Genomic DNA, 14,308 nt, shown 5'->3' on the forward strand with positions numbered 1-14,308 from the left:
AAGAGACAGCTCATACACCCCCACCGTCAGCCCCTCCGGCTGGTGCGCGGGCGCCACCATCAACTGCAAATCCAACCAGCGCCCCACCAGCAGCACTCCCGCCACGCGCAGCAGGTGGCTCGGGTTCATCTTCGCGGGACGCGGCAACAACAACACGAACGGCAGCGCCCAGTTCAGCACCACATTCACATAGAACGGCACCTCCCAACCGCCGTGCATCCGCGCGATGAAGTAGACCGTCTCCTCCGGAATGTTCGCGTACCAGATGAGCATGAACTGCGAGAACCACAGGTACGCCCACAGCGTGGCGAAGCCGAACATCAGCTTGCCCAGGTCATGCAGATGACTGGAGTTGAGCCGAGGTAGCGCCCCCGCCCGGTGCAGCAGCACCGCCACCACGGTGATTGCACACACGCTGGAGCTCAAGAGCCCCGCCACGTTGTAGAGCGCGTAGATGGTGCTGAACCAGTGCGGCTCCAGGCTCATCAACCAGTCGAACGCCGCCAGACAGAAAGTCAGCGAGAACAGCACCAGGAACACCGCCGACACCGTCACGTTCTTCCGGGTCAACGGCTCGCCATGCTCCACATCCTGTCGCAGCGAGTTGCGCCGCAACATCCACGTGAAGCCCACCCACACCGCCAACATCACCCCCATCCGAATCGCGAAGAAGGGAACGTTGAGGAAGGCCGCCTTCTCATGCAGCAGGTGGTCCGTCTCCATCACTCCTGGCTTCGCCCACGGATACAGCTTCGTGACGAACGGCAGCAGCGCCAGCATCGTCACCGCGCCCCAGGGCACGTAGGAAGCGAACGCCTCGGGAATGCGCTTGAAGACGGTGAACCACCCCGCGTTCGCCACGTACATCAGCGCGAGGAACACCGCGCCGCCCAACCCCAGGCACAGGAAGTAGAAGCCGCTGGTGAGAAGACTCGACAGCGCGCGCTCCGGAGCCTGCACCAGCCCCAGCACGAGCGCTCCCAACCCCGCCCCCGCCGCCACCTGCGCCGCGCGGTGGAAGACGGGCGAGACCGCGAAGCCACCCCGCGACTCGGTAGCGACTGCATCGATAGGGGCGCTCATGGCGTCTCCTTGCGCGCCGTGCGCGCGGGGTTCTGGAGCGTGCGGAGGTAGTGGACCAGCTTCCACCGGTCCTCCGGCGCCACCTGCGAGCCGTGGGCCGGCATCAATCCCTGCCCATGGGTGATGATGTGGAAGATGCGTCCATCGGGAAGTCCCACCGCGTGCTCCGCCAGCAACGAGGGCGGCATCGAGAAGCGCGCCGTCACCGGGCCATCCCCCAACCCTCCGGCCCCGTGGCACGGCGAGCAGTAGCGCAGGAATGCCGTCTGGCCTCGCGCCACCACCTCGGGCGACGAAGGATACGGATTGCGCAGCTCGCTCCCGGCCCGCTCGGCCGCGTCAGGTCCGGCGAGCAGGTGCAACGGGAGGTGGCCTCGCGGCACGGTGCCCTTCGCCGGAGTCAGCAGCGTCTTGCCGTCCCCCGTGTTCGGGTTGGGCGCGAAGCTGTCGTATGGCACCGAGGCCACCATGTCCGGCGCGTACTCGAAGTTCGGCCGTGTCTCGTCCTGCTCACAGCCACCGACGGCCAGCCCCAGCGCCGCCAGTCCCACCCAGGTCTTCCTCACGGCGCCACCTCCCTCAAGTCCGTGGCCACCGCGCCATGCCGGCGCAGCAGGTCCTCGGCCGCCTCCAGCGACTCCGGGGACTGGCGCGGCGCGATGACAATGGCGAACCGGTCATCCGTCACCCTGGGCAATGTCTGGCGCTTGTTCCCCGGAAACAGCCGGGCCCTCACCAGGAACGCCGCCACCGTGCTCAGCGCGGCGAACAACACCGTCAGCTCGAACGTCACGGGGATAAAGGCCGGGAACGAGTTGAACGGCTTGCCTCCCACGTTGAGCGGCCAGCTCACCACGCTGGTGTAGATCTGAAGTGACAGGGCCAGCGTGCAGCCCAGAAGCCCCGCGCCAAAGCACACCCAGGTGAGCCGACTAGGCTTGAGCCCCATCGCATCATCCAGGCCGTGCACCGCGTAGGGCGTGTACACGTCGCGCAAATCATGGCCCGCCTCGCGCACCGCGCGGGTGGCATCCAGGACCTGCGCCTCATGCTCGAAATAGCCGATGAGGACCGGGGTACTCATACGGGGACGTCCTTCCGGGTGGCGATGGCCAGCGGCGGGTTGAGTCGGGGTAACGAGGGCTCCGCCAGCGCATCCCGCGCGGGGGCCAGGGGAGGTGCCTCGGCGTGCTCGTGAGGGCTCCTGGCGAAGCCCAGGACACTCTTCACCTCGCCGATGGAGATGATGGGCAGCACGCGCACGAAGAGCAGGAACAGGGTGAAGAAGAGGCCGAACGTCCCGATGAAGGTCCCCACCTCCACCATCGTCGGCGTGTACATGGACCAACTGCTGGGCAGGAAGTCGCGGTGCAGGCTGGTGACAATGATGACGAACCGCTCGAACCACATGCCCACGTTGATGACCAACGACAGCGCGAAGATGGCCGCGGGCGACGTGCGAATCTTCTTGAACCAGAACAGGTGCGGCGACACCACGTTGCACGTCACCATGATCCAATACGCCCACGCGTAGGGGCCGAACGCGCGGTTCATGAACGCGAAGCGCTCGTACGGATTGCCCGAATACCAGGCGATGAAGAACTCCGTCGCATACGCCAGCGAGACGAGGCCACCGGTGACGATGATGACCTTCGTCATGTTCTCCAGGTGGCGCAGCGTAATCAGGTGCTCGTAGCCCAGCACCACGCGGGTGATGATCATCAGCGTCAGCACCATCGCGAAGCCGCTGAACACCGCTCCTGCCACGAAGTACGGCGGGAAGATGGTGGTGTGCCAGCCGGGAATCACCGACGTGGCGAAGTCCATCGAGACGATGGTGTGCACGCTGAGCACCAGCGGCGTCGCCAGCCCCGCGAGCAGCAGGTACACCGTCTCGTAGCGGCTCCACGTCCGGTGCGAGCCCGTCCACCCCAGCGACAGCACCTTGAAGACGGCCTTCTTCACGCCCGCCTTCAACCTGTCACGCACCGTGGCCAGGTCCGGAATCAGGCCCACGTACCAGAACACCGCCGACACGGTGAAGTACGTGGAGATGGCGAACACGTCCCACAACAGCGGCGAGCGGAAGTTCACCCAGAGGCTGCCGCGCGTATTCGGGTAGGGCAGCACCCAGAAGGCCAGCCACGGCCGGCCCATGTGGATGACGGGGAAGAGCGCCGCGCACATGACGGCGAACAGCGTCATCGCCTCCGCCGCGCGGTTGATGCTGGTGCGCCATTTCTGCCGGAAGAGGAAGAGGATGGCGGAGATGAGCGTGCCCGCGTGGCCAATGCCCACCCAGAACACGAAGTTGGTGATGTCGAACGCCCAGCCGATGGTCTTGTTCAACCCCCACACGCCAATGCCGGTGCCCACCTGGTACGCGACGATTCCCGCGCCCGTGCCCAACACGGACACCGCTATCGCGAACGCCGCCCACCACTTCCACGTGGGCGCGCGCTCCATGGGTGCGCAGATCTCCTCGGTGAGCTGGCCCAGGGTGCGCGGCTCGGTCACCAGCGGCACGCGCAGCGGGGACAGGTGCTGTTGGCTCATGTTCCGCTTCCCGACCCGGTGTTCCGGATCTTCGTGAGGTAGGTGATGGACGGCCCGATGTTCAGCTCCTCCAGCAGTCGGAACGCGCGCCCGTCCTTCGCCAGCTTCGCTACTCGGCTGTTCGGGTCATTCACGTCCCCGAAGTGGATGGCCTTCGCGGGGCAGCTCTGCTGACAGGCCGTCTGGATGTCGCCGTCCTTCAGGGCCCGGCCCTCGCGAACAGCCTCCGCCTTGCCCTCCTGGACGCGCTGCACGCAGAGCGAGCACTTCTCCATGACGCCCCGGCTGCGCACCACCACGTCCGGGTTGAGCACCATCCGCTCCAGCGGCTCGTCGTGCGGATAGTCGAACCAGTTGAAGCGGCGGACCTTGGTGGGGCAGTTGTTCGCGCAGTAGCGCGTGCCCACGCAGCGGTTGTAGACCTGCTGGTTGAGCCCCTCGCTGGAGTGCACCGTCGCGAGCACCGGGCACACCGTCTCGCACGGCGCGTTCTCGCAGTGCTGGCACATCATCGGCTGATGCACCACCTGGGGGTTCGCCTCGTCGCCCTGGTAGTACCGGTCGATGCGCATCCAGTGCATCTCGCGCTGCCGCAGCACCTCGTCGCGGCCCACGCTGGGGATGTTGTTCTCCGCCTGGCACGACACCACGCACGCCGAGCAGCCCGTGCACGCACTCAGGTCCACCGTCAGCGCCCACCGGTGGCCCTTGTACTCATGGCCGGACCAGATGGAGAGCGGATGGGCGCCGTTGCCACCATGCCCGCCGTGCTCCTCGTTGCCCGCGCGCGGATTCGCCAGGAACGCGGCCAGCTCCGCCTCGCGCACGTGCGGCCGTCCCTCCAGGCTCGAGTGGGTCTGCGTGAGCGCCAGCTTCTGCCGCTCCCCCGTCCCCACCACCGTCGCCCCCGGCACCGAGCGCCGCACGCGCCCGTCCACCACCGCCGCCAGCGGGAAGACATTCGTGCCCACGCCGTCGCCGATGCGCCCCGCTCGCGTCCGGCCGTAGCCCACCGCGATGCCGAGCGCGGACGGGTGCGTCCCCGCTTGCACCAGCACGGGCAGGGACAGCGACTCGCCGCCCACGCGCACCTGCACCACGTCGCCGTCGCGCAGGCCCAGCTCCTTCGCCCGTGAGGGCGCGATGAGCGCGGGGTTGCCCCAGGTCGCCTTGGTGATGGGGTCCGGAACCTCGTGGAGCCAGGCGTTGTTCGCGAGCGCTCCGTCGCGCAGCGCCACCGAGGGGAACAGCACCAGCTCCCATTCCACGGACGGACGGGCCACCGAGCCCAAAACCTTCGGTAGCGCGTCCTCGCGGAAGGACAGCGGCACCATCGGTGCCAGGGGAAGGGTCACGACACCTCGGCGGACCGCGTCGTCCCAGAAGGCACCGAAGGACGGCCCCGCCTGCGTGGCGTGCGGGAAGACCTCCACCTCCCAACGAGCCCGCAGGAAGTCATGATGGGACACGGGGGCGTCCGCCCACTTCAACAGCGACTCCACGGCGTCCCGGGTGTCATGCAGCGGTGCCACCGCGGGCTGGCGCAGGGAGAGCACACCTCGACGAGGCTCCGCGTCACCCCACGACTCCAGCGGCGTGGAGGCCGGGGCATGCAGCTTCGTCAGGAGCGCCGTCTCATCCAGCCGGTCATTGAGCGCCACGGTGAGCGGCACGCTCTTCAACAGCGCGCCCAAGGCGTCGCCTCGTGGGTCCGCATGCGCGGGATTGACGCCGAGGAAGAGCACCGCGCCCACGCTCCCCGCGCCCAGCTCGGTCAACAGCTCACCGTAGGACAGGGCCTGCTCGTCCAGCGCCACACCCTCCGTCGGCAACACCGTGGTGCCTTCATTGCCGAGCAACACGTTCGCCGTCGCCGCCAGCACCTGCGCCGCCACCTCGTCACCGCCGCACACCACCAGCGACTCCGTGCGGTGCGACCACAGGGCGGCGACAAGCTCGTCCAGCGCGGCCTCCTCCAGTCGCGAGGCCGGCAGTTCCTTCAAACCCGGGACGGAACGCCCCGCCTTCACCGCGAGCCGGCGCACCACATCGCCCAGGACGAGCGTCACCTCGGAGGGTGCCACCACGAAACGACGGTCGGCGGCGGCTCCGGTGAGCGTCATCACCGGCTCAATCTGGTAGTGCCGCGCCATCGACCTTCGCCCGGCCGCGTCGCGCGCCTCGGTGTACTGGCGCGTGAAGGCCACCGGCGACACCCACGTGCCCAGGAAGTCGGCGCCGAAGCTGGCGATGACCCGTGCCCGGTCGAAGCGATAGTCGGGCACCACGCGCGCGCCGTGCGTGAGGCGCCAGGCATCACCTATCGCGGCCAGCTCACCCAGCGGCTCGTACCGCACCGTGCGTGCCAGCGGGTGCGCGGCCAGGAAGTGCTTCACTCCCGCCTCGGCGGTGGGCCCCATCACCCACGGCAGCACCAGCCGGATGGACTTGCCCTCCTCGGCCGCCTTGCGCAGCCCGGTCTTCACCTCCGTATCGAGGTCCTTCCACGACACGCGATTGCAGGCGCGCGAAGGAAACCGCGCGCGGCTCGCGTCATAGAGCGAGAGCACGGACGCCTGCCCCACCGCGCACACACCTCCGCGCGACACGGGGTGCTCGTCATTGCCCTCCACCTTGATGGGACGACCGTCGCGCGTCTTCAGCAGCAGACCGCAGCGCGCGGAGCAGCCCTCGCAGGTGGACGCATACCAGAGCGCCGTGCCCGGCATGACTTCGTCCGGCCGGGACACGTAGGGGATGAGCTTCTGCACCGGCGCGCGCTGACAGGCCACCATGGCCGCGGCGGCGCTCAGGCCCATCATCTTGAAGAAGTCGCGGCGGCTGCTCGCGTCCGGTGGCGTGGCCGCGACGCCCACCGGGAGTTCCTCGGGGAACTCGTCGCGCTTCTGCTCGAGCCACGCGGCGTCGGTGGCCTGTTCGGCCAGGCTCTGCCAGTACTTGGGAAGGGTGTCGGACATGGCGAGAGGTCCTCAGCGGTGGCAGCCCGAGCAATCCGAGGGCGGCCGGAGGATGCGGGGGGATTTGGACGGCTCGGGAAGAGGCGTGCCGGAAGACAGGGCCAGCAGCTCACCCGCGCGCGGTGCGGACGGCGTTGGCGCGGTCAGCGACTCCGTCGACGTCTTGCGGTGACAGTCCAGGCACCAGCCCATGGTCATGGGCTCCACCTGCTCCACGCGCACCATCTCCTGGACCTGGCCGTGGCACGTCTGGCACTTCAGCCCCGCGGTGACGTGGCTCGCATGGTTGAAGAAGGCGTGGTCCGGCAGGCGGTGGACCCGCACCCACTCGATGGGAGCATTCGCCGCCACCGCCGCCGCCACCTTCTGGATCTCCGGCGAGTCCTTCTTCACCTGCGCGTGGCAATTCATGCACACGCTGGCGGAAGGCACTCCCGCGTGACGACTGCGCTCCGCGCCCACGTGACAGTACTGACAGTCCAGCTCGTACTGGCCCGCGTGGACGGCATGGGAGAAGGCCACCGGCTGCGCGGGCATGTGGCCCTGCTGGTTGTTCACCGGGCCACTGCATCCCCCAAGGCTCAACGCCGCGAGCGCACCGGCGGAGCCCAGGGCACGGAAGGAGCCGCGGCTCATGGCGTCTCCTCGCGAGGCGTGGCGAGCAGCCCAGGCTCGACTGGCTCGGGAGCGCGCGCCGGTGCCGTCACCCGACTCATCCGGAAGAAGGGCGCCAGCGCCAACAGGCCAAAACCCGTGAGCAGGTGGACCTGGAAGACGAGCGGCGCGGCGCGAATCAGCGTCGAGTCTGGCTGGAAGGCCAGCACCGAGCGAAGGTACGGCACCACCACGTGGACGTACCAGGCGGAGCCCCAGCGCAGCGACACCGCCACGTACACGCCCGTGAGCACCTGGGCGAACACCAGCCCCAGGGCGACCGCCGCGCCCGACTGTCCCTCGCGTGCCCGGCGCAGCGTCAGGGAGAACAAGCCCCAGCCCAGCAGCAGCGCGCCGATGAGGCTCACCGACTCCAGCGCGAACAGCCGCGATGGCGAGGCGTTGAAGGCCTGCATCGCGCGAGGCGCGGCGAGGCCCAGCAGGTGGTTGAACGCGACGATGGCGGCGCCCGCGAGCACGGCGCGACCGGCGGGAGTCCAGGGAGAGACCGGCGCGGGCGTCTCGCGCAGCGTCAGCTTGCGGATGATGCCCGCGAGCGCGATGCCCGCCGCCGCGTATGGAACGAAGGAGAAGAGGAGGGAGTCGCTCACGAGTGACCTCGCTCGGACGGCGTGGTGAAGACCACCCCGATGAAGCCCAGCGCCGCGACCAGCCCGACGACGCCCAGGTAGAAGAAGTCGCGGTCCGCGCGCGGACGGCTGCCATCACGAGAGGCGTCCGCGAGGTAGGCCTTGAGGGCGTATTGCTCCTCCTCGACGAGCGGCGCCTTCGCGTAGAGCGCGCCCATCATCGGCCCCTCCAGCTTCGCGAGCGCGGGCCGCATTCCCTTCTCGCCCATGCGCGCGAAGGCGAAGGTGAGGTTGGGGCCCAGCGTGCCGCCACCCGCGATGCCCAGGCCACGCACGTCATGGCAGCCGATGCAGGCGGCGCCTCCGTGAGTCAGTGGCTCGGTGCCGTCGAAGAGACGACGGCCCCGCGCGATTTCCTCGGGCGTGGCATCCGTGCCCATCTTCTCCGCGGGTGAGGGCTTGCAGCCGCCCTTCCCCTTCTGTGTGCACTCGCGGAAGAAGGCGAAGAGGCTGGCACGCTCCGCGTCGGACAACGACTGGTCCGGCATGCGCACGCCGTTGAACTTCGCGAGCAGCTCGCCCGCGACGGGGTCTCCCGCGTCGATGAGCGCGCCCGGGCTTTTGATGAAACGGGTGAGCCAGGCTTCGTCGCGACGCTCCAGCACCCCATGCAGGTCCGGACCAATCCGGTCGCCCTCGCCCACCGAGTGGCAGGTCGCGCACCGCTGGGTGAAGAGCTGCGCGCCCTGTCCCGAGGCCTGCGCCAGCGCGGACGGCGCGGCCAGCATGGCCAGGAGCGGAATGATGGGGACGAGCGTTCGCTCCTGACGCGGCCATCCTCCCAGCACACGTGTCCGCATTGCTGCGTGCCCCTCCTCACGGGGAAGCCGAGCCCATTGCTCGGCACACGCGGCATCAGTGCAACCAGGAGGCCAGGGGGCTCATCGGCTCAGGGCCGCACGGAGCACCGGAAATCGTGAGAAGGGAGCGCAGCATTTGCGCCACGTGACGCGAGCGGACGCACCGTTTGCCAGGGCACGAACGGACTCGGGCTCCGAGCCACGCCTCCAAGGCGGCGACCTACCGGGCCGGTGCGCATGCCCCGGCAACGAGCAGCTCCCACCTCGACAGGGTGCGCGCATCCCAATCGAGGCCTCGTCCGCGCCACGAGAGGTCGGCAGGGCTCGCTCGCACCTCCGTGCAGGGAGGGCCGACGAGCAGCCCTGCTCACGGCTGGGAGCGGTGCACGCCCTCCAGCGGAATCGAGCAACAAAGAGCCGCGCGGGGAGCGAGTTGCTCCACCCGCGCGGCACGGGCTCACATCGCGGTGGTGGTGAACACGCCGCGGCCGATGGCCATGATGCCACCGATGATGAACACGAAGGCGAGCCCCACGCCCACCAGCGGCAGCGCATAGCCGGGCTGCGGACGGCGGCGGTTGACCGAGAGGAGCACCTGCGCGACGACGGCGGCCAGCACCATCATCACGATGTGGCCAATGAGCGCCGGGTAATAGAAGCGCGTCACCAGCACGAGGATGCCGAGCAACACCTGGAGGTGCAGCAGCCCCGCGAAGGAAGCGCCGAGGATGCGTCCGCCCTTGTCGAACGGACGCTTCGTGGCGAACCCGAAGGCGAAGTAGGCGATGGCCAGCACGCCCGCGAGCAGCACCAGATAGCGAAGCCCTGAGTGGGCGTAGAAGAACATTCGGTCCATGGGGCTCGCGGTTTAGCAACGCACGGGGTGGGAAGCACGTTTCAAGACGGATCTGCCTCGGGCGTCTTCTTCGTGCTGAGGGGAAGCGGCGGCGCGGCGATGCGCTCTCGGGGCGGCAGCGCCCCCGTGAGGCTCGTGAGGAAGGCCACCAGGTCCTCCACCTCCCCGTCCGTCAGCGTCCGCGCCAGCTGGTGCTTCGCCATCAGTCGCACCATCGTCGGCAGGTCCTTCACGCTGCCGTCATGCAGGTACGGTCCCGTCCGCTCGACGTCACGCAGCGTGGGCACCCGGAACTTGCCCCGGTCATCCTCGTTCTTGGTCGCGTCGAACCGGCCCGCGTCCGTCAGGCCCGGGTAGTCCTCCAGCAGCCCCAGCTTCTGGAACGACAGGCCCCCCACCGCCGGGCCGTTGTGGCACGTGGTGCAGCCCGTGACGACAAAGAGCTGGAGGCCGCGCAGCTCCGGCTCGGTGAGCGCGGCATGTTCGCCCGCGAGGAAGCGGTCGAAGCGCGAGGTCGTGGTGAGCCCCCGCTCGAAGGCGGCGATGGCGCGCGCGGCGTTCGTCAGTGACACCGGCCGCTTCTCCCCGGGAAACGCGTCGCGGAAGCGCGTGACGTACTCGGGAATGGACGACAGCGTGGCCACCACGCGCCGCTCGTCCGGCATGGCCATCTCCACCGGGTTCAGGATGGGGCCGGACGCCTGCGCCTCCAGCGTGTCCGCCCGCCCATCCCAGAACTGCGCGATGTGTCCCGCCGCGTTGTAGACGGTGGGCGAGTTGCGCGTGCCCTTCTGCCCTTTGTGCCCGTCCGACAGCGCCTTGTTGTCCACGCCGTAGGTGTCCAGGCCGTGGCACGTGTTGCAGGAGACGTCGTGGTTCTTCGACAGGCGCGGCTCGAAGAAGAGCATGCGGCCCAGCATCACCTGCGCCTCGGTGTCCTTGGGCGCGGGCTTCGCATCCTTCGCCGGAGGAAGCGGGCGGAAGAAGTGCGCGAGCTGCTCGGGCGTCATCGGCTTGGGGCCCTTCGGCTTCGGAGCGGCCTGCGCCACCACCGGCACGGGCGCTGCGACCTCCTGCTTCCGCTCGCACGCCGTCAGCCCACCCGCGCCGAGCGAGGTCAACGTGAGCAGCGTCAGGAACCGATTGCGCGACATGAGGCACTCCAGGGGCGTGGACAGGGCGGCACGCTACCAGTCCACCTCCCGCGTGGCGCCCGCGTCTTGATGACGCACCCCACGCCCTCTTTCAGCGTCCATCAGCCCCGCCGTCAGCGGTCGCCCCCTCGCCGCCTCGCTCCACGGACATGCGGGTCCGGGCTGCGCGGCCGCGGAGGCGCGGCTACCTCCTCCTCTGGACCAGGTCATTCCGCAGCGGCGCATCCGCGCCATGACGCGCGGCGGAAGTGCCCGGCTCCGAAGACGACGAGGAGGATGGATGCGGGATGAACGCGCTGGGGAGACGGACGAGACGCCCGAGGACATCGAGGTGCTCGTCTGTCGCAAGTGCCTGATGCGCGGCGGCGCCAGGTCGGGTGGCATCGAGCTGCCGCGCTGGCTCCAGCGCTCGCTGAGCGAGCGAGGGCTCTCCGACTCCGTCCGGGTCATGCCCACCGGCTGCTTGCGGCAGTGCCCCCGAGGACAGGTCACCGTGCTCGTCACCGGAGGAGGCGCGCGACAAGGCAGTGCCTTGATGACGGTGGAGCCGCTCATGGAGCGCGAGAAGCTGCTGCGACTCATCGAAGCGCGCGCGCGTCCCGACGAAGACCTCCTGTCGACCCGGGCCGACGCCACGTCCTCCGGGGACGAGCACGACGAGCGGAACATCCCGTCGTAGCGTCGCCGCCGCGTCCACACCCGACGGTGGACCGAAGACGAACCGGTCAACCAGCCACGCCACGCCCAGACCCGTCGCCGTCCCCGCCGCGTCCCACGCCAGGTCCTTGAGCGAGAAGCGCGTCCCACGCCCCAGGTCGTACAGTTCCTTGCCCACGCCGACCCCGAGCGCGAGCCCGGCGCCCGTCCACAAGCGCGCCTCGGGCGGCTCGAAGAGAAGCGCGCCCGCGCCATAACCCACACCCGCCAGGACGAAGCACGCCGCGAAGTGCTTCGGCTTGTCGGAGCCCAGCCAGTCATCTCCTGACGCGGCCCGCGCGGGAGTCGTGGTGGACAACAGCAGCAGCGGGGCAACCAGGCGCTTGGAAAGGGTCCGCATGCCCAGGCATGTAGCACCCCACGGACCGTCCAGGTGGCTCGCCCGGAGGGTGGCAGAGACTGCGTCAAGCCGTGCCTTTTCGAGACGCGGCCCTTGGGTCGTCCTATGCTCCGGGTCGCGTGAAACGACTCGGCCCCTCGTTCACCTTCCAGCAGCAATCGAACCGGCACCCCGGGCTCGACGGGGCGCGCGGGCTAGCGGTCCTCGCCATGGTGCTGGGACATACGCTGGACGCGCTGCTCTCGCCCGAAGCTCGCCTGAATCCCTGGGTGCAGCACTACTGGAGCTTTCGCGGAATCACCGCGCCCCTCTTCCTCCTCGTGAGTGGATGGGCCGTGGTCGCGGCACTGGGAACCAAGCCCAATGCCGCGCGCGACTCGCTCGGTCGTCGCGTCCGTCGGTCGCTGTTGCTGTTGTTCCTCGGCTACGTCCTGCACTGGCCCGGCTGGCCGGCGGTGCATGACATGGGCTGGTCGGACGCGATGCTGTCGCGCGTCTTCGCCTTCGATGCGCTCCAGTGCATCGGCTTCGCGCTGCTCGTGGGCTCCGTGCTCCTCGCGCTCGTGCCCGCGCGAGGAGGCCGTCCGCTCGTCCTGTTCACCCTGGCCGTGGCCGTCCCGCTGGCGAGCGCGACGATGTGGCGGCTGGGCGTGGGGCTGCCCGCGCCGGTCCAACAGTTCCTGGGCAGTGGCGAGGGCAGCCGCTTCCCCTTCTTCCCCTGGGCGGGCTTCTTCTTCGCGGGGGCCTTCGCAGCCTATGCGCTTCATCTGTTGAAGCCGGGCTGGCCCCAGGGCCTGGCGCTGCTGGCGTTGGGCGCGGGGGTGCTCGGACTCACCCAGCTCACGGTGGCCGACTGGGGCCCCGCGAGCGCGTGGATGGTGGCCTACCGCGTGGGCCAGGGGCTCATGGTGCTGGGGGTGGTGAACCTGGCCCCCGTTCGACTCAGCGGGCTGCTGGCGCCCCTGGGCAGGCTGTCACTGTGGCTCTATGTCCTGCACCTGCCGGTGGTGTACGGCTGGGCGGACATCGCGGGACTCGCCAGCCGCGTGGGCCCCACGCTGGGGATTCCCGCCGCGTTGGGCGTGGGACTCGGCCTGCTGCTGGTCTGCGCGGGTGTGGCCCGGCTCGGCCGCTGGCTGACGGACCAGGCCCGCCCCTGGCGCTCGGGCTCCACCACGCTGAAGGCCAATCTCAGCAGCGCCCGGATGAGTCCGCGAGGCTGAGGCCCCGAGCCGCGCGGCTCAGTGTCGCGGCTCGTCCTCGGTGAACTCCGCGTCGACCTCGGACCGCGAAGCCCCGGAGCGCATTCGCGCGGACGGGCTCGCCGCGTCGTCCGTCCACGACTCGGGGAACGGAGCGCGGGGGGAAGGCTCGCCCGAGAATGGCCCCGGAAAGCCCACGCCTCCGAGGGTGGTGACGCGCAGCGAGCCGTCGCGCATGCGTCGCTCCACGGCACGGCGAAGGCGCGCCGTCACGAACCTCCGCACGGGCGGCAAGAGCAGCGACAGGCCCACCACGTCGGTGAGGACACCGGGAATCACCAGCAGCACGCCGCCGAGCATGACCAGCGCGCCGCTGAACAACCCCTCCTCGGGGACCTGCCCCCGGGCCAGGGCGTCTCGCCAGCGGCGCATCACCCTGCCGCCCTCGCGACGGGCGAGCCACGAGCCCACCACACCCGTCAGCAGCACCACGCCGAGCGTCGGCAGGAATCCCACCTCACGGCCAATGACGACCAGGAGGTACAGCTCCACGAAGGGAACGATGAGCGCGAGCAGGAAGTACTTGAACACGCCCACAACCTAACGCCGAGCGCTCCCTCGTGCCGGACAACCCTGCGGGCAAGCAGGCGCCTTCATGCCCGCCCGGAGGACCTAACGCCCGCCGAGACCCGACAGCATCGAGTCCACGAGCAGGTACAGGAAGAAGAAGGCGCCAATGGCGATGAGGAAGAACTTCGCGCCCGGCTGGAAGCCCCTGGGCCCTTCCGTCGTCAGCGGCGTGTACGAGGAAGAGGCGCCCATCGTCTCGGACGACATCCCGGAGGCGCCGCCCGCGTAGCGCACCGTGCGCATGTACTGGTCCGCGACCACGCCCTCGTCGGAAGCCACCAGGGAGCGGCCCAATTGGGGGTCCACGAGCCGGGCGCCAGCCTTGGAGGCCAGTTGGGCGGCCTCGGCCACCACCTCGCGCACCAGGTCCGAGCGCTCGGCGAGGGGGATTCGCAGCTCGGTGGCCACCACCCGGCCCCCTTCGCGCAGCACTCCCACCTCCACGTCGCCGTGCTGGAAATGCCAGAGGCGGTTGCCGTCCGGACGGACGGTCACCCGCTTCTGCGAGAGGAGGCCATCCACCCGCGCCGCCTCGTAGGGCATGCCCGGCGTCATCGTCTGTAGGAGCAACTCGTATCTCACGCGGGTTGCGAGTATACGCCGCGAATCGCCATGCCCACCTCATCCAAGCCCCCTTCTGGCCCCCATCGCGGTGGCAGGCCCTCCTCCCCGCCTCACGGTTCGGGCC

Annotated in this window: 14 protein-coding genes; 1 reads left to right on the forward strand and 13 read right to left on the reverse strand. The window is 69.4% G+C overall.

Going from position 1 to position 14,308, the window contains the following annotated elements; all coding sequences use genetic code 11:
- From FJV41_RS40895 to FJV41_RS40945, 11 genes are all read right to left on the reverse strand, one after another.
- On the reverse strand, positions 1-1,083 hold a 1,083-nt coding region (locus tag FJV41_RS40895), incomplete at its 3' end, for a hypothetical protein (RefSeq protein WP_141648052.1).
- Complete coding sequence (locus tag FJV41_RS40900) at positions 1,080-1,649, reverse strand: c-type cytochrome (RefSeq protein ID WP_141648053.1); 570 nt, start codon at positions 1,647-1,649, stop codon at positions 1,080-1,082. The genes FJV41_RS40895 and FJV41_RS40900, both read right to left, overlap by 4 nt.
- A complete protein-coding gene (locus FJV41_RS40905; protein WP_141648054.1) occupies positions 1,646-2,167 on the reverse strand; it encodes a DUF3341 domain-containing protein in 522 nt (173 codons plus the stop codon). The genes FJV41_RS40900 and FJV41_RS40905 overlap by 4 nt, the downstream gene beginning before the upstream one ends.
- Positions 2,164-3,639 (reverse strand): NrfD/PsrC family molybdoenzyme membrane anchor subunit, encoded by a 1,476-nt coding sequence (gene nrfD, locus FJV41_RS40910; RefSeq protein ID WP_141648055.1) that lies wholly within the window; start codon positions 3,637-3,639, stop codon positions 2,164-2,166. Before nrfD ends, FJV41_RS40905 begins: the two co-directional genes overlap by 4 nt.
- Positions 3,636-6,617 carry a TAT-variant-translocated molybdopterin oxidoreductase gene (locus FJV41_RS40915; RefSeq protein ID WP_141648056.1) on the reverse strand — a complete coding sequence of 994 codons (2,982 nt, stop codon included), beginning with the start codon at positions 6,615-6,617 and terminating at the stop codon, positions 3,636-3,638. The genes nrfD and FJV41_RS40915 overlap by 4 nt, the downstream gene beginning before the upstream one ends.
- Before the next feature lie 12 nt (positions 6,618-6,629).
- Positions 6,630-7,253, reverse strand: a complete 624-nt coding sequence (locus tag FJV41_RS40920) for a cytochrome c3 family protein (RefSeq protein ID WP_141648057.1) — start codon at positions 7,251-7,253, stop codon at positions 6,630-6,632.
- Positions 7,250-7,882: a respiratory nitrate reductase subunit gamma gene (locus tag FJV41_RS40925; protein ID WP_141648058.1), complete on the reverse strand. Its 633-nt coding sequence runs from the start codon at positions 7,880-7,882 to the stop codon at positions 7,250-7,252. Before FJV41_RS40925 ends, FJV41_RS40920 begins: the two co-directional genes overlap by 4 nt.
- Positions 7,879-8,721 carry a c-type cytochrome gene (locus tag FJV41_RS40930; RefSeq protein WP_141648059.1) on the reverse strand — a complete coding sequence of 281 codons (843 nt, stop codon included), beginning with the start codon at positions 8,719-8,721 and terminating at the stop codon, positions 7,879-7,881. Before FJV41_RS40930 ends, FJV41_RS40925 begins: the two co-directional genes overlap by 4 nt.
- 457 nt (positions 8,722-9,178) lie before the next feature.
- Positions 9,179-9,577, reverse strand: coding sequence for a hypothetical protein (locus tag FJV41_RS40935; protein WP_141648060.1), 399 nt, complete (start codon positions 9,575-9,577; stop codon positions 9,179-9,181).
- A 41-nt stretch (positions 9,578-9,618) separates the two neighbouring features.
- Positions 9,619-10,731 (reverse strand): cytochrome-c peroxidase, encoded by a 1,113-nt coding sequence (locus FJV41_RS40940; RefSeq protein WP_141648061.1) that lies wholly within the window; start codon positions 10,729-10,731, stop codon positions 9,619-9,621.
- A gap of 184 nt (positions 10,732-10,915) precedes the next feature.
- Positions 10,916-11,788, reverse strand: a complete 873-nt coding sequence (locus FJV41_RS40945; RefSeq protein ID WP_141648062.1) for a YfiM family protein — start codon at positions 11,786-11,788, stop codon at positions 10,916-10,918.
- A 119-nt stretch (positions 11,789-11,907) separates the two neighbouring features.
- Here FJV41_RS40945 and FJV41_RS40950 point away from each other — a divergent pair, with 119 nt between their 5' ends.
- Positions 11,908-13,011, forward strand: a complete 1,104-nt coding sequence (locus FJV41_RS40950; protein ID WP_438616778.1) for an acyltransferase family protein — start codon at positions 11,908-11,910, stop codon at positions 13,009-13,011.
- A gap of 18 nt (positions 13,012-13,029) precedes the next feature.
- Here FJV41_RS40950 and FJV41_RS40955 read toward each other — a convergent pair whose 3' ends face one another.
- Both FJV41_RS40955 and FJV41_RS40960 read right to left on the reverse strand, forming a co-directional pair.
- Positions 13,030-13,581, reverse strand: coding sequence for an FxsA family protein (locus tag FJV41_RS40955; protein ID WP_141648064.1), 552 nt, complete (start codon positions 13,579-13,581; stop codon positions 13,030-13,032).
- Between the two features lie 81 nt (positions 13,582-13,662).
- Positions 13,663-14,202, reverse strand: a complete 540-nt coding sequence (locus FJV41_RS40960; RefSeq protein ID WP_141648065.1) for a hypothetical protein — start codon at positions 14,200-14,202, stop codon at positions 13,663-13,665.
- Positions 14,203-14,308: the final 106 nt, after the last annotated feature.

Source organism: Myxococcus llanfairpwllgwyngyllgogerychwyrndrobwllllantysiliogogogochensis (genome assembly GCF_006636215.1).
GTDB classification, from domain to species: Bacteria; Myxococcota; Myxococcia; order Myxococcales; family Myxococcaceae; genus Myxococcus; species Myxococcus llanfairpwllgwyngyllgogerychwyrndrobwllllantysiliogogogochensis.